The organism is Thioclava sp. F28-4, assembly GCF_002020045.1.
Lineage (GTDB): Bacteria > Pseudomonadota > Alphaproteobacteria > Rhodobacterales > Rhodobacteraceae > Thioclava > Thioclava sediminum.
On sequence record NZ_MPZQ01000055.1, the window covers coordinates 1 to 608 of the forward strand.

The following is a 608-nucleotide window of genomic DNA, read 5'->3' on the forward strand; positions in this document are numbered from 1 at the left end:
GACTACTTCATCTGCGGCCCGACGGGCTTCATGCAGGAGATGGTTTCCGGTCTGAAGGCAGCAAACGTTCCGGACGCTCGCATTCACTATGAGTTCTTCGGCCCCGCATCCGCGCAGATCGGTTGATACCTCGTCCCGGCGCTCTATCCATTGAGCGCCGGGGTTCAAGAAGTAGTCGTCCCATAATTGCGCTCGCGGTGGTTCAAATGGGTGCCACCGCAACGCGCAAACCGCCCTCGGGCAGCGGTGGGAACTGGTTTTCGGGAAGCGACAGGTTCTGTTCCGGCAGAGTCCAGTCGAGCTTGCGCAATTGCATCACTGCTTCGGTTAGCAACTCGGTCGTGAGCCACTCGCCGGGACAACGGTGATTTTGTAGGTAGTGGCCTCCACCTTGCGGCACGAGCCCCTCGGGTTGGCGATCGCGCCCCAAATGGCGTTCGGGACAGAAGCTTTCCGCGTCATCCCATGTCTTGGGATCGTGATTGGTGCCGTAGAGGTCGAGCACCAACCAGTCGCCGGGCTCGAACCTCGCGCCGTGCCAGTCGAACGCTTCGCGCACGCGTCCGCCGATCGCCGGGAAGAACGGATAAAGCCTACGAACCTCTTCG

1 protein-coding gene is annotated in these 608 nt (G+C 61.0%); it reads right to left on the reverse strand.

Annotation, left to right across the window (positions count from 1 at the left end):
* Positions 1 to 202: 202 nt before the first annotated feature.
* Positions 203 to 608 (reverse strand): cytochrome P450 (locus BMI87_RS21845; RefSeq protein ID WP_146681746.1); only part of this gene is annotated, 406 nt, incomplete at its 5' end.